The organism is Rickettsiella endosymbiont of Aleochara curtula (assembly GCF_964030935.1).
GTDB lineage: Bacteria > Pseudomonadota > Gammaproteobacteria > Diplorickettsiales > Diplorickettsiaceae > Aquirickettsiella.
In genome coordinates, this window is the sequence record NZ_OZ034990.1 from 59,019 (window position 1) to 82,110 (window position 23,092).

Sequence of the window (23,092 nt, forward strand, 5' to 3'; positions counted from 1 at the left end):
GAAAGTTACCTAATTTTTATAACTGAGATAAAAAAAGATTAACTCTATGCAAGCAAAAGTCTACTGGATCGCGTTTATTAGTCTGTTGCGCAAAGAAATTAAACGTTTTTTGCGTATTTGGGTGCAAACTTTATTGCCACCTTTGGTGACGATGACGCTGTATTTTTTAATCTTCGGTAATTTGATCGGTCAACGCTTAGGTAATATAGAAGGTTATAGCTATATGCAATATATTGCACCTGGCTTAATTATGATGTCGGTAATTACTGCTGCGTATACCAATGTCGTTACTTCTTTTTTTGGCATGCGTTTTCAACGTAGTATTGAAGAACTGATCGTTGCGCCTTTGCCGAATTATTTATTATTAGCGGGATTTGTTGCCGGAGGTGTAGCGCGTGGCTTATTGGTTGGCGTATTAGTCACGATTCTTGCCTTATTTTTTACACAATTACATGTCTACAATATTTTTGTATTGTTAGCGATAGTACCGATGACCACGATCTTATTTTCGCTCGCTGGCTTTACTAATGCCTTGTTTGCTAAGACCTTTGATGATGTGTCTATTGTGCCGACGTTTGTGCTCACACCGTTGACTTATTTGGGTGGAATATTTTATTCCATCGATTTACTACCAAGTTTTTGGCGGCATATCTCCTTATTTAATCCGATTTTATATATCGTGAATAGTTTTCGCTATGGCTTACTCGGTATTAGCGATATTCCGGTAGTTATTGCTTTAAGCATCATTTTTTTAAGTTGTGTGGTGTTATTTTTTATCAATCTGTATTTACTGAATCGTGGTAAAGGCATCCGCACGTGAAATCCGGTGTATTACTGATTAATTTAGGTACTCCGCAAGCACCGAGCTCGCGCGCCGTGCGTGATTATTTAGCTGAATTTTTAAGTGATAGACGCGTCGTGGAGTTGCCCGCTTGGTTTTGGCAGCCGTTGCTTAGATTAGTTATTTTGCCAATACGTGCGCGACGCACGGCGAAACTGTATCAAAGCATCTGGATGGAAGAGGGTTCACCCTTAGCCGTTTATACACAGCGCTTAACCAAACAAGTACAAGCCAATTTAGACGACAAATACCAAGTAGTGCTGGCTATGCGTTATGGCCAGCCAAGTATTCAGGCCGGACTCAAGCAATTACTCGCTGCAGGAGTTTCATCCATCACAATTTTACCCTTATATCCGCAGTATTCTGCGGCTACTACCGCCAGTTGTTTGGATAAAATCAGTCAATTATTGCAGCGATCGCGCGTTATTCCTAATCTGCGTTTCATTGCAGGCTATTTCGATCATCCGCTCTACATACAGGCGCTTGCTCATCAGATTAAAGAATCTCGAATAGAACAAGCAAAAAGTAATTATTTATTATTTTCTTTTCATGGTTTACCGCAACGCAATATTGAATTAGGCGAACCGTATCAACAACAATGTTTTACTAGCGCGCGATTAGTGGCAGAAAAGTTACAGTTATCTGAGGATGAATACCAAGTGGTATTTCAATCACGTTTTGGCGCAGCGCAGTGGTTACAACCGTATTGCGATGCCGTATTACAAGCGCTTCCAGCGCGCGGCATAAAGAATGTCACAATAATCTGTCCAGGATTCGCTGTCGATTGTTTAGAAACCTTAGAAGAGATTTCTAAACGTTATCGAGAGCTGTTTTTAGCCGCTGGTGGCGAAAATTTTACTTATATCCCCGCGTTAAATGATTCTGTGGAGCAGGTGCAGCTGCTGTCGAGTCTGGTTTGCTAAAGAAATTAGCACGAAGATCAGCTGAATAAAGCTTAGTTTCTTGATTGGTTTTTGTTACGGTTGCAAAATTTAAGATTAATTTTCGTAAACCATCCATACCTAATGATTTTTTAACTGGTTTATCTGGTTTATCAGTTACCAATAAAAAATTTCTGATAACTGAAAGCAAAACGTGTTCATCATTTTCTTTTTTAGCAAGCACTATCACTTTACTGGTTTTAAACATAGAGTCGGAAGGGAATTTTACCCGATAATAAGCGTGTTCGATTTCCAAATCGGTTAATGTTATTGCTGTAGTAGAAAATAATTTTGGCCACTGATCAAATTTAACGTTGTTCCAGGTGCTTATTTCTAGCACACAGGAGTCTTCTGCCCGCCAAGTGTTATAATCGTCTATTAAATGTACATTGTTCGCTATTTCAGATGCTATAGCTTGGCGCAGGTCAGAAGTATTCGTTAATAAAGTTTTATCAATATGAGTAAGCGCATTATTCGATACTTGGCAATCTTTCAAATAAACTTTGACGGAATTCTTTATAAAATAATAAACCGAAGATGGGTTAGACTGTTCACGTTCAGATTGTGAAGATTTTTTCTCAAGGCTAGTATAACCAAGTTTTTTTGCATAATTAGTAAGTTTCTTTAGTCCATTTTTTAATAACCTATCGGGACTATGAACGGATATTTGCTTATGATTACCTTGATTCTTTGGATAACTTACAATTTCAACTACACTAGTCGTTGATTGGCTAGGTAATAAAAATAAAAATTTAAAATAATTATCATTAGATGGATGTAATTTATTCATCAAACTCTTTATGGCATCTAAAAGTTTATCGTTAGCAGGATCCTGCTCGATTTTCTCAGGAATATAAACTCTCAAAAACTTGTTAATTCCAAAATTAATATCTATTCTTTCGAAAGAGAAGTTATCTTCCGTAACAATTTTCGATTCGAATTTAACATCTTTAATATTTAATGCTAAGCCTGTAGTAAAGCTTCCTAGCAATTTTTTAAGCTCTGCTGTAGTAATAGATTTTTTATCATCTCGTGGTTTATATTTTGCATTCTCAGTCGTGAATGGAATGATCGAGCAGTCTAATTCTAAATTTTTCTTAGTCGGCACTAATCTTTCGTGAAGATAAGCAAAAACTCGTTTAGCCATTTCTGGATCTTTCTCGCTTAATGCGAGAAAGTTCTTCAAGAGGAAGGCTTGAATATTAATCATTTTGTTATCTATTATTTCAGCGGCTTTTAATTTATCTTCGGCCGCAGTTTTAGCTGCGCATGCACTTGAATATGCATTTTTTAATTCAGTTACTTGTTCCTCAATGGGGTTAGTATTTTGGGAAGATCGAAGATCAGGATCGTTAATTTTTTTTATGTGCACATATATTTTTTTCAAAAATTCTAATAGTTGTTTTTCTGAAGTTTCTAAGTGCTTTTTGGGGGCATCTTTAGACTTGACTTCATTAATCAAAAGTTCTAATAATTGTTTTTCTGAAGCTTCCAAAGCTGATTTGAAAGACATATCTTTACGCTTGGCTTGTTCGATCAAAAGTTCTGATATTTGTTTTTTTAGGTTTTCTAAATCTTCCTTAGAAGGTTCTTTTTTACGCGCTTTATCCTTCAGACCTAATATTTGTTTCTCTAAAGTGTCTAAACCTTTTTGGGAAATTTCTTCTTTACGTTGGGTTACCTCAATCAAAAGTTTTAATATGGATTTTTCTGAAGCATTCAAATCTTTTTTGTGAGCTTGTTCTTTTTTGATTTCATTAATCAAAAGTTCTAATAATTGTTTTTCTGAAGCGGCTAAGCTTTCATTTAAAAGAAAGAGGTTATTTTTGTTGTTATCATTTATTTCTTTTTTTGTGTGGCGAAGTTTTTGCAGCTTAGTATGGACCTCGTGAGTATTTTTTTCAGAGTTTTTTGAGTTTGCAATACTATTCAAAAGTTGCTTTGCGGCATTAATTTTTATATCAATTTCAGCCAATTCTTTTTCTTCAATTTTAATAGCTAGAAAATATTCAAATCCTTTAGTAATTTGCTGGTTAGTTTCTTGCAAAGCCGTTATAAAAGCTTGATCGCGAGCTAAGTTCTGCACAGCTTTAATTTGATTAAGGGTGTTTAGAAATGCATTTTTGGAAAATTCGTCTTTAGCTGCCTTTAAGGCTCCATGTAAGGAGTTAACCTTCTCGCTAGCTTCATGCAAAGCCTTTTCTGCAGCTTCAACTAAGACTTTGGTATCTGTCTTTTCAATCTTAAAATCTTCCTGCTTATCTAGATTTTCAAGAAATTTATCTAAGCTTGATGTGTTTTCTAAAGTATAGGCTTCGGCCGACTTTTGAAATTTGCTATCGAGGTTAAAATCATCTTGATCAAAAGGATTTTTTTCAATGTCGACCATTTTGATGTAGTTGTGTTCAAGACCTTTTTCAGCATCAGCGTTGTTATTTTTTTTGCTATTAAAAAAATAATTCATGCCACTTTGTGTTACTGCATTGGATAGGCCTGCGGCTACAGTATTAGAACCTACAATAACTGCGGCGTCGGTTAAGTTATATCCGCTATTAATGAGTAAACTTGTGTTCGCCAGCAGTGGTAATGCCTCTAAAGCTTTACTGGCAATGGAGTTTTTATTCATCGGCGTTGTATTAAAATAAGTATAAGCCCCACGTGCGGCATAATTCACACTGTTTAAAATTAAACTACTGCTTAAAGAATAAGCGGTAGATTGCAGTACCTTAGTCAGGGAATTAGATTGTTCGGATTCATCTTCAACGGTCGATAACAATATAGGCAGCGTAGCAATCGTTGCATTAGCGAATATAACGCCCGCTTGAGCGGCGGGTTTACGCCAGGCAGTTAAGCTGCCTTTTGATTCATAGTAATTATAAATATTTCCAGTAATGGCATGTGTCACACCTGCTATGGCTCCTTGAAACAAAGAAATTAAGCCTAAAGATGGCAATTTAGAATTAAACAATCCTGTCGAAACGGGCTTTTGTCCGTTATTCATGGTGCTGTTATTATCGATTGTGTCTGTGCTATCGAGAGTTACGTTAAAACTATTAATTGGAGTTGTTGACGCAGCGGTTGATTCAGTTATTTGTGTCGTAGTTGAAGCGGATGAATTTAATGTGTGGGTAGAATCAGCTACATACTGAGTTGAAGCAGTCGATGCAAAGGTCGATGAATAAACTTCTGTCGTTGATGCGTTGGATAGGTTGACGGTTTCGTTAACAGACTCGTCTAGAGTGGTCAACTCGGTACTGGAAAGAGGAGTTTCAGTTGTAGTTGATAGGCTCCAATTATTAATATCAGAACAATTTAGCGTGGTGATACTGCTGACATTCTTGAGATCTGAAATATATTGAATATAACGATCAACAGGGGTTGGATTTAGACCTTTTTGAGCATAGCTTTCTCTAAAAGCGGCCCCAATTTTTTCTAATGGCTCAAATAGGCATTCGGAGAGACCATAATGCTGTTGGTGATTAACGAGCTCATCGGCAAACCGATTAATATCTAATTTAAATTTTGCAATATTTTCTACAGGATTATTATGTAAAAGAATTGCTAATTCGCCTGGAAAAGTATCAATATTACGGCCGTTACGCAGACTATCAATAATATCAGTTGTATTAGCAAAAGTCGGAACGTCGGTTAGGCTTATACCATTTCCACTCTCTAAATCTGTCGAGTTAGTGAGGTTAGAGTCGGTAGAATTGTTTATTTCTGCGCTAGTTATATTGTAACGAGTGCTAAATATTTCGGTGCTTGGACTCGTGGTCAAAGTGACCGCGGTTTGGTTAAGACTTATTTCTGATTCATGCATTGACGGGGCGTCATCGGAAGTAATGTTTAATGCTTCAGTGCTGCTTTCTATAATGTCATCAGTCGCATCAGTGCTCTCTATAGTGGTAATTAACCCATTAGTGTCTAACTTATTAGTAGGTGCATTGTCTGCTACAGCAGTAATTAATTTATCAGTATGCGCATCGTCTGCTGCAGCAGTTACTAATAACGTGGGGTGTGGGTGTATAGCTGGCATAATTCACCTGCGAAAATTTAATTAAAAAAAGCTTTAAATCACTAGAAATTTTCGCGGTGTGTGCCTGAAAATTTATGCTTAGCAGATTAGTCCCTGGGCTTGTTTAATCCCTGTATTCTTTTTGAACAGCTTGATTGTAGTTTTATAAGCTTAAGGTAAAATTAAATTATTTATATAAATATAATTTAATATCAATTTTTTTGATGAATAGGCATTTAATAAACACTTAAGTTTTGTGCTTAGCGTGAAATTTTGCGCATAATTCAAGCTTAACTCGAAATAAAGTAGGCTAATTAAGCTAATTTAAGCTAAATGTTGGATAGACGGTCCTGGCTTTACACTCACCCCCGCTAATGGAGTAGCGATACATGAAAAACTACGAAAAGGCTTATCGCGCACGCTTACGCGAATTATCGGATCGCATCGTGCAAGCGCAGGAATCGATAAAGATTTTAGACAGTATTAAATGGGGACCAGAAATACAAGCGGATTTTTTTAAAAATAAATGCAAACAATTACCTAAAGTAGATGTCGATTATTATAAAAAAAATAGTTTGGCATTTGATATAGACAAAAAACGCGAAGAATTTCAGAGCTTAGAACGTGATATTAGTCGCGAAGTTGGTCAATTAAGTTCGATTGGTAGCATTATGTTGCGTATGTGTCGTGAATATCAGGATGTATTACGCTTGTTAAGCGCGCGCGGTAAGCCGGAATTCAGTGCTTTATCCCAAGAATTATATGGGAGTGCCGACGATGCTTTTTATGTGAATGCGCCGCGTTTGAAAGATTTAGTACCGATCGTGTCAAAAGCATTAGCGAATATTAAAGATAAAACACTTAATGAACTCGATGAAAAACGTTACGATAGCCAACAAGCCGCAGAAATTCTGAATCAGCGTTTATCACTGTATTTTAAACACTCCGGTAAAGCGAAAAATTGGGTAAAAGTTAGCGATGGTATTGTGGCGGATGCGGCAGCGGGTGCCGAATGGATCAAGATACGTAAAGACGCTTTATTTAGTGAGCGTGATCTACGTATTCTAGAAGTGCACGAAGGGTGGGTGCACATGGGTACGACATTGAATGGTATGCAGCAACCGATCTGTACTTTTCTGAGTAAAGGTCCGCCTTCGGCGATTGCGAATCAAGAAGGTCTCGCGATTATTATGGAATTATTTCATTTTGTTTCCTCGCCGATGCGCATTAAAAAATTAACCGATCGTGTCACTGGCATTGCCATGGCAGAAGAGGGCGCTGATTTTCTGCAAGTATTTAATTTTTTTCAAGAACAAGAGCATACGCCGGAAGAAAGTTATAAAAGTAGTGTGCGTATTTTTCGCGGCAGTTTACCGAATTTAGGCCCGTTTACTAAAGATTTGGTTTACAGTAAAGGCTTTATTTTAATCTATAATTATCTACGTTTAGCGGTGGAACAGGGTTTAGTGGATAGAATTGACTTGTTATTCGTCGGTAAAACTAGCTTAGAAGATCAACGTTTATTAGCGCATTTGTTTGAAGAAGGATTGCTGGTAAAACCACATTATATGCCACATCAATTCCGCGATTTAGCGGCATTAAGCTGTTGGATGTGTTATTCGCTATTTTTTAATCAACTGGATCTGAATAAATTGGCCATCGATTACCGAAATATTTTACAGGGCTAAACCTTGCACGAAAAAAAGCCTGCAAAAGCAGGCTTTTCAGGTTAATGCGACAACTCACACTATATTCTTATTTAGGTTTTAGCATGAATCAGTTCGCGTTTCTGCTGTGGAACTAATGGGTCGAACTTACTGTTATTTGATGTATCGGATTCAGAGGAACGAGTGCGATCGCTATGAAAACTATATGCACGGTGGGTTAGAGTTCCGTTGGTTTTTTTACGGAGAATAGCGGCCGGTACAGGAGCATCTGAATTAAATTTTCCGAGCCTGTAAACCATTTTGTGTAAATGCCGAGTTAGGAGAATCTGCCCTCGAATTCGATAGCGAATCGATTCATAGCAGCTCTCCAATCATGTAAAGACATAGTCCACTTTTGTGATGCCTTCTGTACAGCTAAATATACAACTTTTAATGCCGATTGGTCATTAGGAAAAATTTTACGATTATTAATCGATTTTCTAATAACACTATTGAGTGATTCAATGGCATTGGTAGTATAAATAATTTTCCGTATGTCGTCAGGATAATCAAATAAGGTCAATATTACTCCAGTTTTTATGCCATGAACGGCTAATGGCTGGATATTTTTTATCCCATTTTTCACTAAACAGGAGAAGCGCTTCTTCCGCTTGTTCAATAGAAATAGCACGATAAATAACCTTAAGATCCGCTACAACGGCTTTCATGTCCTTATGCGGTACGTAGCGTAACGAATGCCGGATAAGATGCACAATGCATAACTGAATTTTAGTTTTTGGGAATACCGCATTTATCGCCTCTGGAAATCCGCTTAATCCATCAACGCAAGCAATAAAAATATCCTTAACCCCTCGATTATTTAATTCGGTTAATACAGAGAGCCAAAATTTTGCACCCTCGGTTTCGGCTATCCACAAGCCTAGTAATTCCTTTTTCCCCTCAGCATTAATGGCTAAAGCTAAATAAATGGATTTATTGATGACCCGTTTATCTTGATGACATTTAACAACGATACAATCTAAATACAGGATGGGATAGACTGCTTCTAAGGGACGATTCTGCCACACCGTAACCTCATCCATAACCGCTTCAGTGACTTTAGAAATCAAGCTATGCGATACCTCGGCACTCTACATTTCTTTGAACGTAGCCGCAATATCGCGTGTGGTCATACCTCTGGCATAAAGCGCCAAAATCTGTTCATCAAATTCTGTGAGACGCGTTTGGCCTTTGCGAATAAGTTGGGGCTCAAACGTACTATTTCGGTCTCTAGGCGTGTTAATTTCAACTTCGCCGAAATCACCCCTTAATCGCTTCGGCGAATAACCATTGCGGCTATTTCCCGTATTCTTGCCTGCTATCGCGTGCTTTTCGTAGCCAAGATGCTCGTCTAGCTCAGCATCCATGGCACGTTCTACGGTGAGTTTTAATAGCTGCTTGCTGAGAGCAGAGATATCTTTTTCAATTTTTATAGATTTAGCCAATTCATTTATTAATTTTGGGTCTAGGTTTATTTCTTGTTCTTGTTTCATTGCTTATTTCTCAATTAGCTCTAGCGTTTTTGTCGCTAGCTTAGTTAATAATAAGCACTTACACAATTTTATTTACAGGCTCAAAAAAAGCCTGCAGAAGCAGGCTTTTTTTTTCCAATTAGTTAGTTGAAGAAACACTATAGTGAACAGTTGTTGTTACTGTATGTTGTTCGGTTACCACTACAGTTTTATTCATGGTTCCATTAGACGGCTTATAAAGTCCAGCGGAGATTACCAATGAATTTTCCGATGTAGAAGGTATGATAGGAAGAGGTCTATTTTCATAGTTATTCTCTGGAATTTTATCGGTACCAGCGATAGCTTCATAAATTGGATCCTCAAGTGAGTTTCTGTTTGATGTATTGGATTTAGTATCAGACTTATCAGATGCTCCATATCCAGAATCGATATCTCGTTCGGTATGTTTAGGGCTCTCGTCTTTAATTTCAATGATTGTGACTGGCCTATTACTTTTAGGCGTGTCATATTCTGGGTTTGCAACCATCATATTTAAAGCTCTGTGATGGAAGCCATTAGTTTGCTTTTCATTTAGCAGGGGTACAGTATCTGATACTATATCTAATTCGGTGGTATCGTTCATAGCATGAGATTCTTCATGAATATTAAAGTTAATCATTTTTATACTTTCTGTATTTACATCATTAATAGAGTTTACAGTCTCAGCTCCATTAAAGTTTAAAGTAGTTCGATTTTCGGGTGCTAAAATTTCACGCCGATTTCTCGTAGGAACCGTAGGATTAAATGCAAAATAAGTGAGTGAACTTGTTGCAAGTGCTGTTAATATATTAGCCCCTAAAATAGCAAGACTTTCTATAGTGCTTTCATCACTATTAGCGAGCATCCATAAACTGGCAAATAGCGGTAGCATATTAAAAAGATTTTTTAATATGGATTTTTTCGGTAAAGCATACTGCACACCTGCGTTAATGCTTTGTAAAACGATGCTAGTAATAAAGGCATAGGTACAAGTAAGTAATTTTTGTGAATTTACTAAAGAATCAGTCTCATCATTAGCCAAATTTTCTATGATGGAATAAATCAATGGCAAAGTCGAGATGGCAAATGAATTAGCTATCCCTAAGGTTACTGCCAGGAAGCGTTGCGTCGGCAATGAACAATTTTTTTGTTCAGCAAAATGCAATATTATTTGACTTACGCCGTTCAAGAAACCACTGAATGCACCGAGTCCCATTGAAGTAAGTATTTTATTGGCAAATGCGAAATGAGCATTTTCTAATGCAGGAGTATCTAAAATTGAGTTCGTTTGATTGGTGAACGTATCATCAATTACTGGAGAAGTAATATTTTGAATAACTGAATCTTCTACAAGAGCTGTCTGTTTAATTGCTGGTGCAATGGTTGTATTTACAGCTGGAACAGCAGTCGACGTTGATGTTGAAATAGCTGTTGTGCTATTTGTTATTGTTTCAGGAACGATGGTAATGATATCGATATCCAGCTCAGTTGTTCGATTAGTAGGAATAAATTCTTGGCAATTGCTAGTATTAAATAATCTTTCGCAACCATTATGAATTGCAATAACATTATTATCATAACGCCCTTTGAGATATGACCATCTAAAGCCTGCTAATTCCGATTCTGAAATTGTACTACTTGCATTTTGAATAATTTTTTGAGCTGTTGCTTCGATTGCTTGAGTTGCGTTTCTTTCTATTTGGGTTTGATTTCTCTTAGATAAACTACGGACCAAATTGCCTAAGGTTTTACTAAATTGATTTAATGCAGAAAAAGAATCACAGGTATCTATTTTTAGACAAGCTATGCTGAGCTTACTGATTATTTCTCCAATCTCTTGTTTATCAGCCGGTGATACAGCAGCGATATTAATGATTTGATGGAAAATATCAGCAAGAATGTTCATTGAAGAATCTATGCCTGCTTGAGGTTTTTTTAATGTGGCCGCTGTTTGATCTGTTAATCTAACTAGCATTTGATCTGAACATGCTTTTATTGCTTGCCATATATGCAAATGATGGTCGCCTATCGACGGATTTTTTAATAGGGTCAACACTAAAGAAAATAAGCTATCGTAAATTCTAGATTTAGGTTTAGTTTCTTTAAACACATCGGTTAAATAGAAAGCAAGTTTGGATAGATCATTTACAAAATCAATAGATAAAACTTGTGTATTTTTATTAGTTACTTTAACGCTTGCTTTAAAATAGTCTAAAAAATTAGCTAAAGGATTATTTTTATCAACTGTTTTGCTTAAATCTTTTAGACGTAAATTTATGTATTCTTGAGAGCTAAACAATAATTTTTTTATTAGTGTTTCTGCTATAGAAAAATTATTGACGGATCTTCCTTGGATAATATAATTGAATTGAGTGTTAAGCTCGTAAGGGTCGCATTTAGTTGTATTAAACAACCGTTCACATTCAGTTAATATATCGGCATTAGTATGAAATTGACTGAGAAATGCATATCTTGCACTGCTTGACTTATCAATTGTCGTGAGTGAGGACATTGAATTGATTATCTGTGTTGCATGGGTTTCTAAATCATCTAAATTGGCATAATGATCATCACTTCTGCGTTTTAAGGTTAAATCTCCTAACTTTTCAAGCAGTGTTATCAATTTATTAATATGTTTTTCCTTTATTAGCTCACTTTGTCCTTCACTAAAAGATTTTAAAAACAATTCAAGCTTGGTAAAATCTTGTTCTAAATTGTTGTTTTCACCCAAGTCTTGCCGAACAAGTTTATTCAATAATCCCTCGAAATCAGTTAAATCTGGCATTAAACACCTACAAAAAAATTAAAAAATGATCTTCAGCATAGGCGGCGAAGCTTAAGAGATCCTTAACAAAAAAATCGATTTATTTTTCATATATCAATGTAAAAATTTAATAAATAATTTTGATTTATGTATAAATTAACGGGCGCTTCGCAAATTGAATGAAATAAATAGAGGAAAGAATTTAAAAAAATTACGCTCATGGCGAACGAATGCTTAGATTGCCACGCGCTGCGCGCTCGCAATGACGAATAAATGCTATTGCTCGCAACGACGAATAAGTGTTATGTGCTCGTTATAACGAATAAGTGCTGCGTGCTCGCTATAGCGAATAAGTGCTACGCGTTCGCAATGACGACTGTAACCCGTTCGCAATGACGGAAAAGAGAATTATGAATCTTTAATGGTTATTTGCGGAGAAAGAGGGTAGTTGTCGTTACTCGTGAGCAGTAATTCCAGTTCTCGTTTATAACAAACATCAATCTATAAACCTAATCCTATGCATACACAGGATTAGGCTTTAGGTTTAAGGTGTAGGTGCTGCTGGTTGAATCGTAGCTGTTCCTTTGATGAAAGTTACAAGTCCACCACTTAAAGAAATTTTAGGGGTAAAAAGTTTTGTTATAGGTGCGTTTAGATTTATTCTGGTTTCGATCTCTGTAGATGAGGGTGATTGTTTATGCGCATTGCTCACTGTAAGTTCATTTTCCGTCCTAACGCTAGGATTTGCAGAGGTGCTAGCGGGTGCGGATAATTTATCTGTCCAAGGCACATACTGAGGGTTAACTGGATTATTTGGAGTGAGAGTAGAAGTCGTTTCTTCTTGATTATCAGATGTGAAGATATTGGGGACCTCAAGGCCTTCGATGACACCTTTGATACGATCTAAATTGATTTTTTCTAGATTATCAACATGAGTTTTTTCAATTTTGTTTGGGAAAAAGCCAACAGCGTATTGCGTCGCAAGATTAGGAATAAGTGCAGCTAAGTAACTAAGCATTGCAATTGACAATCCTTCAACTCTATTTTCATTACCGTTGGCAACGATAAATAAACAACCGAACAAGGGTAAGTTATTTGCCAATAATTTAAGTGGAGAACAATGGTTTAAATAGTATTTAACGCGCTCAGACTGAAGAGCAATATTCTTAATGATATGAAAAGAAAAAGTAGTACTATAAGCGCATAAAGCCGTTAGTAATATTTTTTCTTGACTTAGCGCTTGGTTTTCTTGCTCAGTAAGCGTTAAAAGGCTATAAACAAAAGGTAATACCGAAATGCCTAATGAACTTATCAAGCCTAATATAATTCTCGTCACTTTAATGGCCGGATTGGAAAATTGATACCTTTGCATAATATGCGTAAGCATAAAACTCAAAACTTCGAACACACCCGCTGCTGCGTTTAATGCAGCAGCTTTTTTTACATTGTCTGCAAAAGTAGGGCTAAAATAATAATTATTAAGACTAGGGCTTAAATGATGAATTGAAGAAGTCTCATTCAGTTGACGGCAACTGTTTATAAAATCAGTTAAGTTCCTGTCATGTAAAGATGGATAAACGGAATCAAGCGCATGCTCGCTAATATTGTGCGTAGTATTTCGTAGACTGGCTAAGAAACCAAAATAACTTGGTAGAGTTGGGTCAGCCGCGTTCAAATTTTCTAGTCGCGGACAATAGGCTGTTAAAAAGTACGAGCTAAACGCCATTAATTTTTTAAAATTATCGCTGGTAATTTCATTATTATTTAAGTAACTGCTGAAAATTTCGATAAAGTGTTGCAGGAAATTTGTTTGGATTAACTTTTCCAAGCTTTGCGAGGGATTTTTCAGTACTAAATCTAAATTTTGCTGGAAGAGATTGTTTTCGTCGATAATGGCTACCATTTGTCGTTCCTCTTAAAAATTAAAAAATCCTGCATACCCTTGTATTGGCATTGATGCTTTTTAATGAAAAATGCTTCAACGCTCGTACTGTTTTTTTGTAAGTATGAGAAAGCCAAGCATTCTGGTTTCTTTTTCTAGCTTTAATCTGTGCTTTAAGAAACCTAATCCGGGCGATTTTAATAGGGTAATATTAAGGTAATATTAAAAGAAATTATTTAAAGTAATTTTGTTATCAATTTTTTTAATACATAGCACAAGCTTAAGCATTCCTTAAGTTTCGCTACCTATGATCCATGATCACTCCAGTCCTGTAATGTTTATTCTTTAGAGAGGAATAAGTGCCAGCAATAAAAACAATAAGAGAGAATGGAAATCAATTAGAAAAAGTTTTACAGGATGCTTTAAATACAGAGCCGAATGAATGGAATTATTTTTTTGAACCGCACAGAATTAAAGAGGTTCTTGAGAAATTAGCGTGCCAAATTAAAAATCATAATTTTTTTATTTTGGATTATTCAATCAATACCTTTCTAGATTTTTTAAAAGCTTATATAAAAGCAAACTTAAGCAGAGAACAATTAAATACTATCAGTGCCGATATCTTACAAATTTTCAATCAAATAATTGAAAGTTTACACGAAAAAATTATTAGTCATACAGCCGTTGTAGAGACATTTCAGTCGCAAATTATCAGTAAATACATCGCATTTTTAGGTGAACTCATGGAAGTTCAACATCGAAGTATATTTAATCGATCTGAAATTAGTATGAAAAGTGCTGATTTGCAAGCAATTGCCGGCATGCTGAAAAATAATAGTGCATCTATCAATGACAATTTAATTGAAAAATATATTTCCTTGCTAAAATTAAGTTTTGATATACCTAAATTTTTGACTAACTATGACTTAGGTCTCGGAATTAATCCTTTAGCCGAAGCCTGTTTCTTAAATAATAATATAAGTACCCATATTATAAGCACCAAATTTTTTGATTTATTAGGATATCAAGGGCAAATATTAGATTATTATAAAAATGCACCTGGATTTAATATTACGGATCGATTATTAACCCAGGCGAAGCATACTTTAAATCAAAATGCTCTAAATTTACAGCAATTTTTTTTCGATCATTTAAAACAACGCGATGATATCGATAAACCCTTATTACAACATTATCTGTATGTGCATTTTTTTAAGGTTATTTATAAAGAATATCCTGACAGACTTGAAGCTTTAAAGACCAATGGATCTTTATCTGACTATGTAACATTTGATTATGTTGCATTACCGAATAGCTTGATATGTTCAAACTTTCCTATTGATGACAGCGTGCGTGTAGAATATGCAAATTTGTCCGAGGATAAAATACAGTTGGCTTGCATTGGCATGCGACGCGCGCTTGAATCTTATGAAAAATGGAAATTATCCTTAGGTTTAAACATTCCAAACTATCAAAGCGATTATATTTTTCGAATCGGCGATAGTTTTAAAAAATATTCGTTTACTTACGCCTACGGCGAATTACCAAGAGCAGATGGTTTTTATCGTTCAACTGATTTTAAGCATAATACATTTTATGGAAATGGTTATAGTTATTTTAGCCCTTCCGATCATCAAGTTTTTCATGTAGCTGGACATGAATTTATACATCACTATATTCATAAAATAAATCGAGAAGCATTATCTGTCAATAAAAACATTACTAGACTTGTTAATCTTAATTTTAACGAAGGACTAGCAGAGTTATTTTCTCTAGGCGCTTGTGCTCCGGATCATGTTGGACATGATTTTAAAAATACTCCCGCATTGCATTTACCTACTTTATTAAACACTGGATATGTTGGTTATACTCTTGCTTGGCTATACAATAATTATTTAGTTCAACATTACCCAGGTTTTTATCGCGAGCTTTTGAGTGTTAATAAAGATGAATTTAAAGCTCGATGGACACCTATCTTAGATCAGAATCAATGGCATTTTTCAGATTGGTCAAGCAATTTAAAAGAAAATTGTAAAAATGCTCTTACGGAATTCAATGAACATAGTAAGCCAAGTCTTTATTTAAAAGACTATCTACCTTCTGTTGAATTGAAAGCTACAACTATAAAAATTTCACAGCCTACATTGAGAAAAACAATGCCCCAAACAACATCAAGAACTACAGCTACCGTAAGGTCAACTAAGCAAACACCCGTGCTTTCTACTACACCCGCATTTTATGATGATTATTTGTCTTTAATGCATGCTATACACGCAAAAAATGCTACTGAAATTGATAGGATTTTACAGCATAATACTTATCAGGCTAGTGACATTGTAAATTATCAGAATCCGAAAAGAGGTTTGGAAACGCCTTTACATTTTCTTTTTGCCATTTATAGGAAAAGTTGTCCAGATTTAATTATACAGAAATTTTGCCGTTTTGGAGCATTACCAAATCTTATCGATAATCGAAATGAAACGGCTTATATGATGGCTGAGAATTGTGATAATTGGCCGAAGATCCAAGCTATATTTGATAATCAAATCGAAAATTTGAAAAAAACGACTGAAAATAAGGCAACTGGATTGATCCCTTATTCACCCAAAGAATATCCGCTGGTTATTAACATGACTATCCCGATATTGGCTACGATAAATGGATCCTTATCCGGAATTTGGAATCAAATAGCAGAAAGATTTCCACGCTTAGACAATATTATTTTTTATGCATTAAAACCCATCTCAATGGCAATGACTAATGCCATCATGAATATGTTATTTTACCGAAGACTTTCGTACATTAGTTCTGAAGATTCCTTAGTATTTTGTTATTACTTAGGGATGAATTACATAGGGATGCTGTCCAATCAATTCGGAAAAAAAGCGACTAAAAATATTCAAAATATCTATAGTAAATTTTTCTTACAGAGTTTATTAAATACTTTTTTTACTAATCCGAGTTTGTTGGGTCATCTTACATATGAAGGGATACAAGCAGAAACTTATTCCTTAGTACTATGGCCGATGCTCAGTATGATTGTGGGTGGATTTTTTTTTCAAGCCGGCGAATGGGCTACACAAAAGGTTATAGGGAAATTTTTTCCGGTAAATTCACCTATCTCTTTTAACGATAGTAAAAGAAGTTATTTAGGCTATTCATTAGGTGGCACACCAAAAGATATGTCTTCTGATCTAAAAAAATTAGAAGGAATAAAAGGACAATTAGATAATTTTGAAACAACATTAAAAAAACATGTCGATAAACAAGCTTACATATTAAGTTTTGAGAATAATATGACAAAGACTAAGGATAATCTTTTAGAGCTACTTAGGGATAGCGAAAATAATCAAGAGTTGGATAGAGACAATTTCAATGATTTTAAAGAGAATTTAATTAACATTCAAACGAATTTGAAAGTACTACTGAACAAGGGAAAATCGAAACCTGAAATAAAATTTTTATGGGATCAAATTACCAAAATATTACCGCTCGTATCTGAAATTCATCCTCTTCCCCCTCTGCAAGTGAATTCTCGCCCTGATTTCGTCGTCAATCATGGAAACAGTGTGACTATTGAAGAAGAACAATCCAACCTACCTTTAATGTCTTCATTTAATAATACGGGTCATACAAACAAAAATTATCAGGATAATAATGGAACTCCTCATTACCAGGTGTCTTCTAAACTGAGGAGAATTTCTTCACTATTTTCTAAAATAAAATCTGATTTGCCAGCACCTCCTACCAAAGAACAATTGCTGGAGATGGGGATAATCAATGTTGAAAAACCAAGGATTGCCTAATTTTTTCATTAGATTTTGTTAACCCTATATAGTATCGCTTATTTGCAGTCTTAGGCATACAATAGCTACTTTTTCAAGCGATGTCGGTTAGCCAACAAAAATTGCTAAATATCTATGCGCGCTTACTTAGTATGTACGGCCGCCAGCAATGGTGGCCGGCCGACAGTGCTTTCGAAGTAATGGTCGGCGCGATACTCACGCAAAATACTAATTGGTCGAATGTCGAAAAAGCTTTAGCGCTTTTGAAGGAGCAAATTAACCTAACGCCCGAAGCACTACTAAGCCTATCCACACCTGACTTAGAGATCTACTTAAAACCAAGTGGTTATTTTCGGATTAAAACGCAGCGTCTACAAAATTATTGCCGTTGGTACCTGGAACAGGGTAATTACCAAGGCTTAGATGAATTAAGCACCAGCGAGTTGCGTGAACGATTGCTCAAAGTCCAGGGTATAGGTCCCGAAACGGCGGATGATATCTTATTATATGCCTTTAATCGGCCAGTGTTTGTGATAGATGCCTATACGCGGCGCTTATTGCAACGTTTGGATCTGATACAAGGTCAGGAAAAGTATGAGGAATGTCGGCAACTATTCGAAACTCAGCTGCCCAAAAGTGTGGATCTATACAAACAATACCATGCGCTAATAGTGATACACGCTAAACAACATTGTCGAAAAACGAAACCGGTTTGCCATTCCTGCCAACTAGCACAGGATTGTTTGCTAGCGTTTTGCGCTTGAAACAGCAAAAAAATAGTTTTAAAATAAACGGGTCAGGGCGAGCGAATGTAATGAGCGCGGCCACCATGGATTGCCACGCATCTACGGTGCTCGCAATGACGATTAATTTTTCCGTACCTCGCAATGACGATTAATATTTTACGCCTTCGCAATGACAAAAGTTCCAGTTTTGTTAAGGAGAAAATAAAATCGGCGGGATAACTATTTGGTTTCTTCAGCTTCTGTATAGGATTCGTGGATTTTTAAACGGTTTTCGCCAGCAAATTTCATAATGCAGTCAAAAATATCCGGATTGGTTTCTTTGAGCTTGGGATCGAGAACTAGACATTTGGTGCGACTTTCTTGATCGATCATCGGTCGTAGCTGCGGGGAATACACCATGCGCCGATTAGTAAAACTGGCCAAACAACCGCACATACGCTCAGCCCAGTCACTGGGTCTGAATTTTTCGCCAGTTTCGGTAACTCCTTCGATTAGAATGAGTTTTTCTCTTTGGCTTTTGTGTGTGACGGTATTTTCTAACATACATTTAAAGTTCTTATTAAGTTGGTGTGATATTACTCTAATTACGGGGGATTAACTATACATAATTAGATGACATTTTATTGTCATTATAGAGTAAATAGCCGCGTTCTGCCTTACTGCGCGTTTCTACGTTAAGCGGTATCGTTGACTTTAGAAATTCGGCTATCTTATACAGTTCTTGACTATCACCATGCTTTAATTCCAGCTCGATTTCATGGAGCGCGGCTTGATGGCTTGCGGTTTTAACTTGGCCTTGGTCTAAAACTAATTCGATGTGAGTTCCATTCTCTGTGCTTAAGTTCCATGAACTGCGCTGAAAATCGGTATGAAATAATTCTAGCAAATGCTTGTCACCAAGGATGGTTTTAAGTTTGGCTATTAAGCTGGAATCGGTAAATTGCTCAATATTGGGAATGTTTTGCGTTACCGGTTGATCCCATTCATGCCGATGTTGTAGATCGCCGATTTGTTCGCCGGCTGTTTTTAGGGTTTGTATGGTGCGACCGCCGGCCTCACGTACGCGCATCGACAGTCCTTGCTGCCACAAGGCGAGGTCAGCGGTATCAAAGTAGCGGCTAATCAGTTGTTCTACGGAGATAATTTGCGTGCTGGGGAGCTGTAATAAAGGATGCTGGTGTAATAGATTTACATCTTCGGGGGCAATGCTGAGTTTAAGTTCAATTTCGAGAAACATAAGTATTCGCAATCCTCCTCACGGCACTTGTCAAAAATCCAGTTGCTGTGAGTATATTCAAGAGTGGCTATCGATTTTTGTATCGCGTTTTGTCATCAATGCTTGATATTGTTCGATTTCTTGTTGTTGTGAAGCTGATTTTTCAGGATGGCGCTTATCAAAAGCGGCAAGAAATTGATCAATATCGCTGACAAAGTTTCTATCTGGCTTAAGTTGGTTTTTTATAGTCTTCATGCCGCTTGTTGTTCGATAGCGCTACGTAGCTCTTTAATGGCTTTTTGCTCGAGTTGACGCACGCGTTCAGCCGATACTTGATAACGATTGGCTAATTCTTGCAAGGTAATTTTAGGTTCAGTTAACCAACGATCGCGGATAATGGTTTGTTCGCGTTCGTCTAATTTGGCGAGCGCTTTATGCAAATGATCTTGACTGGACTCGGTGGTGTTACTGGCTTCGAGTAAACGTGCGGGATCGTAACGATTATCTTCGAAATGCATATCGATTAGCGGATAGCTGCTGGACTTGGAGTCGCTGCTGTCGTCACTGATATCCAAACTCATATCGTTAGAGGCCAAACGCGATTCCATCTCGCGCACGGTCTCTGGTTTGACGCCGAGATCCCGCGCAACCGCTTCGATCTCTTTTTGGTTAAACCAACCTAAATGAGTTTTCATTTTACGTAAATTAAAAAATAATTTACGTTGTGCTTTGGTAGTGGCGATTTTGACAATACGCCAGTTGCGTAAGATAAATTCTTGAATTTCAGCTTTAATCCAATGCACAGCAAATGAGATGAGACGCACGCCTACTTTGGGGTCAAAACGTTTGACCGCTTTCATTAAACCAATATTTCCTTCTTGAATCAGGTCGGCGAGTGCCAGACCATAACCCATGTAAGTCTGTGCAATGTGTACCACAAAGCGTAGGTTGGCAATAATAAGCTTTTTGGCGGCGACTAAGTCTTGATGTTGGTAATAGCGTTCGGCGAGTGCGGTTTCTTCTTCAGCGCTTAATACGGGAATTTGTTTTAACCGCGCAATATAGGCGTCGGTGCTGTTGATGGGTAGTGATTGATAAAGTGTTTGTAAGTGAGTATTCATAACCATCCCCCTTGTCTTTAGACTTGTTTTAGTATGTTCACTTGACTTCATAATGTGCTAGAGTATACCGCAATAGATTCCTATTTTCATCCGTACTTAAAAAATAAAGGAAAATTTTCTATGACCGAATCTGAGCCTTCCCCCATCGTACGTCGCATCAGTACCCCGGTTCAAGTAGGTTCGGTTCAGCTGGGCGGCGGGGCGCCTATTATTGTTCAATCCATGACCAACACCGACACTGAAGATGCCGCCGCTACGGCTCAGCAGATCATTGAATTAGCTCAGTCCGGCTCAGAGTTGGTCAGAATTACCGTCAATACCGAGCAAGCGGCGCAGCAAGTCCCTTTTATTCGCGATAAAGTGCGCGAGGCGGGCTATTCGGTGCCGATCGTCGGTGATTTTCATTACAATGGTCACCGGCTTTTACAGGCGTATCCCGAATGTGCCGAGGCCCTAGATAAATACCGTATTAATCCAGGTAATGTGGGTTATGGCGAAAAACGTGACGCCCAATTTACACAGATGATTGAGGTCGCGCTGAAATTTAATAAGCCGGTACGGATAGGCGTGAATTGGGGGAGCTTGGATCAAGACCTGAGTTCGCGTGAGATGGATAAAAATGCAGCGTTAGCGCATCCACGGTCTGCAGCGGAAGTGCTGCAGGAAACCTTAGTACTATCGGCTTTGTTGAGTGCTGAATTGGCTGAAAAAATTGGCATGCCAGCGAGTCTCATCGTCTTATCCTGTAAAGTAAGTCGCGTACAGGACTTGATTGCTATCCATCGTAATCTAGCCGCGCGTTGTACCTATGCGATACATTTGGGTTTAACGGAAGCAGGGATGGGTTCGAAAGGGATAGTGGCGACCACGGCGGCGCTAGCGGTTTTATTACAAGAAGGTATTGGTGACACGATTCGGGCTTCATTAACACCGGAACCCGGTGGGGATAGAAGTCGCGAAGTAGTGGTCTGCCAGCAAATTTTACAATCGATGGGGATGCGCGCCTTTATGCCTTCGGTGTCGGCATGCCCCGGCTGCGGACGTACTACGAGTAGTTATTTTCAAGAATTGGCCAATCAAGTAGAAGCCTATATTAAAGAACGTATGCCGACGTGGTCACAACACTATACGGGCGTAGAAAATTTATCCTTGGCGGTGATGGGATGTATTGTGAATGGGCCGGGCGAGAGTAAACATGCCAATATTGGTATTAGTTTACCCGGTACCGGCGAACATCCGATTGCGCCGGTATTTGCCGATGGACGTAAAGTCGCTACGTTGCGTGGAGATAATATTGTTCAACAATTTCAAGCTATTATAGAAGATTATGTGGTAAGTCATTATGCAAAAAGAGAACAAGTTGTTGCAACGCAAAGTTAATCGAATTAGAGCAAGCGTATTATTGGGTTTGTTTTCTTTAACTAGCTTTTCTGTGCAGGCACAGACTCCATCGGTAACGATTCCTGCTTATTCGCGTCTCGAAAAAAAGTTAGCGTTTTATCAGCAGGCCGCACAACATCCTTGGCCGCGTTTGCAAACCAATGAAGTTTTATCGTTAGGTATGCAAGCTCCAGCGGTGGCAATATTGCGTCAGCGTTTATGTGCTAGCGAAGATTTAGCTGCCAGTGCGTGTACTAACATGCCTAATCCGAATGATTTTGATGAACAAGTCGAAGATGCAGTGGCTTTGTTTCAAGAACGGCATGGATTAAAAGATGATGGTGTAGTAGGCGTGACGACACAACAAGCGCTGAATGTTTCCGCGGCGCAACGTTTGCATCAGATTGAATTTAATTTGCAACGATGGTCACGATTGATAGTCTTAGCTAATCCTACTTATATTTGGATTAATGTTCCCGATCACCGTTTACGTTTAGTTAAAGACCATCATGCAATTTTAACCGCCCGCGTTATTGTCGGTAAACCGTCGCGACCGACACCAGAGATTAATTCTGAAGTGACACGCTTCATATTAAATCCTTATTGGACCGTGCCGCCTGGAATTGCGCGCAGAGATGTAATTCCTAAAGCGATGCGGGATGTTAATTATTTGCGTCGTAGTCACATCCGCATCTATGCGGTTAATCAACCGAATAAAGAATTAGATCCTAGCGCAGTGGATTGGTTGGCTGTGAGAAAAAATCCTGGACGTTATATTTTACGTCAGGATCCAGGACCGCATAATTCATTGGGGCAAATAAAATTTGAATTTGCAAATCCACATTTAGTGTATCTGCATGATACGCCATCCAAAGCCTTATTTGATGCTGAACGACGTTTGTTTAGTTCGGGTTGTGTGCGTTTAGAAGATCCGTTTGAATTTCTCGAAGCCCTAGAACAACTCGATCCTAACTTGCAACAAGCAGCGTCGCGCATCGAAGCGGCCTTGGAGTCGGGACGTACTACGGTGATTAATTTGAAAACACCGATCCCCATACATCTGACTTACATTACCGCGTGGGTGGATAAACAGGATTTCTTACATTTTTGGGACGATGTGTATGGTCGCGATCCCGTGCTCCCCGTCAATAAAGAGCAATTAGCCAATGATCTGCCAGAACCTATCTAAGATAGGTTCTTAGCAA

The 23,092-nt window shown here is 37.6% G+C and carries 14 protein-coding genes and 1 pseudogene; 7 read left to right on the plus strand and 8 right to left on the minus strand.

What is annotated here, in order from left to right; genetic code table 11:
- Positions 1–46 precede the first annotated feature (46 nt).
- The gene (locus AAHF87_RS00190) at positions 47–820 is read left to right on the plus strand and encodes an ABC transporter permease (protein ID WP_342146177.1); all 774 of its coding nucleotides are present in this window, start codon (positions 47–49) and stop codon (positions 818–820) included.
- Positions 817–1,764: a ferrochelatase gene (hemH, locus tag AAHF87_RS00195; RefSeq protein ID WP_342146178.1), complete on the plus strand. Its 948-nt coding sequence runs from the start codon at positions 817–819 to the stop codon at positions 1,762–1,764. Before AAHF87_RS00190 ends, hemH begins: the two co-directional genes overlap by 4 nt.
- Here hemH and AAHF87_RS00200 read toward each other — a convergent pair.
- Positions 1,697–5,818: a hypothetical protein gene (locus AAHF87_RS00200; protein WP_342146179.1), complete on the minus strand. Its 4,122-nt coding sequence runs from the start codon at positions 5,816–5,818 to the stop codon at positions 1,697–1,699. The two genes, hemH and AAHF87_RS00200, sit on opposite strands and share 68 nt — an antisense overlap.
- Positions 5,819–6,186: 368 nt before the next feature.
- On the opposite strand from AAHF87_RS00200, the gene AAHF87_RS00205 reads away from it, so the two are divergent.
- Entirely contained in the window at positions 6,187–7,485 is a 1,299-nt protein-coding gene (locus AAHF87_RS00205; RefSeq protein ID WP_342146181.1) for a flavohemoglobin expression-modulating QEGLA motif protein, read from the plus strand.
- Between the two features lie 295 nt (positions 7,486–7,780).
- Here AAHF87_RS00205 and AAHF87_RS00210 read toward each other — a convergent pair.
- The 3 genes and pseudogenes from AAHF87_RS00210 to AAHF87_RS00220 form a co-directional block, all read right to left on the minus strand.
- Positions 7,781–8,996 (minus strand): annotated as a pseudogene (locus tag AAHF87_RS00210) (IS256 family transposase).
- 118 nt (positions 8,997–9,114) lie between these two features.
- The gene (locus AAHF87_RS00215; RefSeq protein ID WP_342146182.1) at positions 9,115–11,778 is read right to left on the minus strand and encodes a hypothetical protein; all 2,664 of its coding nucleotides are present in this window, start codon (positions 11,776–11,778) and stop codon (positions 9,115–9,117) included.
- Positions 11,779–12,301: 523 nt separating this feature from the next.
- Positions 12,302–13,660: a hypothetical protein gene (locus AAHF87_RS00220; RefSeq protein ID WP_342146184.1), complete on the minus strand. Its 1,359-nt coding sequence runs from the start codon at positions 13,658–13,660 to the stop codon at positions 12,302–12,304.
- A 338-nt stretch (positions 13,661–13,998) separates the two neighbouring features.
- On the opposite strand from AAHF87_RS00220, the gene AAHF87_RS00225 reads away from it, so the two are divergent.
- A complete protein-coding gene (locus tag AAHF87_RS00225; RefSeq protein WP_342146186.1) occupies positions 13,999–17,445 on the plus strand; it encodes a hypothetical protein in 3,447 nt (1,148 codons plus the stop codon).
- A gap of 80 nt (positions 17,446–17,525) precedes the next feature.
- Positions 17,526–18,188, plus strand: coding sequence for an endonuclease (locus AAHF87_RS00230; RefSeq protein WP_342146187.1), 663 nt, complete (start codon positions 17,526–17,528; stop codon positions 18,186–18,188).
- Between the two features lie 201 nt (positions 18,189–18,389).
- Here the strand turns inward: AAHF87_RS00230 and AAHF87_RS00235 are convergent, their stop codons facing one another.
- The 4 genes from AAHF87_RS00235 to rpoH are packed head-to-tail and all read right to left on the minus strand — an operon-like array spanning position 18,390 to position 20,507.
- The gene (locus tag AAHF87_RS00235) at positions 18,390–18,713 is read right to left on the minus strand and encodes a DUF3579 domain-containing protein (protein ID WP_342146188.1); all 324 of its coding nucleotides are present in this window, start codon (positions 18,711–18,713) and stop codon (positions 18,390–18,392) included.
- Positions 18,714–18,768: 55 nt separating this feature from the next.
- Positions 18,769–19,407: a CYTH domain-containing protein gene (locus AAHF87_RS00240; RefSeq protein WP_342146189.1), complete on the minus strand. Its 639-nt coding sequence runs from the start codon at positions 19,405–19,407 to the stop codon at positions 18,769–18,771.
- Positions 19,408–19,464: 57 nt separating this feature from the next.
- Entirely contained in the window at positions 19,465–19,641 is a 177-nt protein-coding gene (locus AAHF87_RS00245) for a CBU_0585 family protein (RefSeq protein ID WP_342146191.1), read from the minus strand.
- Entirely contained in the window at positions 19,638–20,507 is an 870-nt protein-coding gene (gene rpoH, locus AAHF87_RS00250; RefSeq protein WP_342146192.1) for an RNA polymerase sigma factor RpoH, read from the minus strand. Before rpoH ends, AAHF87_RS00245 begins: the two co-directional genes overlap by 4 nt.
- 120 nt (positions 20,508–20,627) lie before the next feature.
- On the opposite strand from rpoH, the gene ispG reads away from it, so the two are divergent.
- Together ispG and AAHF87_RS00260 are read left to right on the plus strand one after the other, a co-directional pair.
- Positions 20,628–21,887, plus strand: coding sequence for a flavodoxin-dependent (E)-4-hydroxy-3-methylbut-2-enyl-diphosphate synthase (gene ispG / locus AAHF87_RS00255; RefSeq protein ID WP_342146193.1), 1,260 nt, complete (start codon positions 20,628–20,630; stop codon positions 21,885–21,887).
- On the plus strand, positions 21,850–23,076 hold the full coding sequence (locus tag AAHF87_RS00260; RefSeq protein WP_342146194.1) for a L,D-transpeptidase family protein: 1,227 nt from the start codon (positions 21,850–21,852) through the stop codon (positions 23,074–23,076). The genes ispG and AAHF87_RS00260 overlap by 38 nt, the downstream gene beginning before the upstream one ends.
- The last annotated feature ends 16 nt before the right edge of the window (positions 23,077–23,092 follow it).